Here is a 539-nt window from a genome sequence, read left to right on the forward strand (position 1 = left end):
TACAGCTTTTGGTGCTTTAGGCCTCCCATGATCCCAGAGCTTTTCGCGCAGATAAAATAAACCCCAGCTCAACGCCTGGGGTTGTGGTTTTCTTAATCCGCTGTTGTTATTGGGCGAGTGTTTTCAGGATTTCTTTTAGCTCGACGGTTTCTCGGATTTCAAAGTTCGGCGTTATCTCTGTTGGATTACTTGCGCCAGTCGCATTCACCCACACACTCAAAATACCCATGTTGTTTGCGCCTGCGATGTCTGCCGCTAGAGAGTCTCCGATGTGTAAGGCTTCTTCTGGTTTGATGTCGACTAGATTCAAGGCTTTTTGGAATATGCTGGCCGCTGGTTTTTCTTCTGGCTCTTCGCCACCCACAATAACATGGTCCACCCATTCATCCATTTGTGTTGCTTTCAATTTGGGGTGCTGCGAAAAAATTGGACCGTTAGTGATCACGACAAGTTTGTAGTGCTTACGTAGATCCGTCAGCATTTCTTTTACGCCAGGGAAGAAAGTGAACGCGCCCATACGTGCAGAATCAAAATAATGT

Annotated in this window: 1 protein-coding gene; it reads right to left on the reverse strand. The window is 46.6% G+C overall.

Going from position 1 to position 539, the window contains the following annotated elements:
- Positions 1-106 precede the first annotated feature (106 nt).
- Positions 107-539: HAD-IA family hydrolase (locus R8N49_RS29875; RefSeq protein ID WP_318190801.1), on the reverse strand; the 433-nt coding region annotated here is incomplete at its 5' end.

It is taken from the genome of Vibrio sp. 1978, from assembly GCF_033344345.1.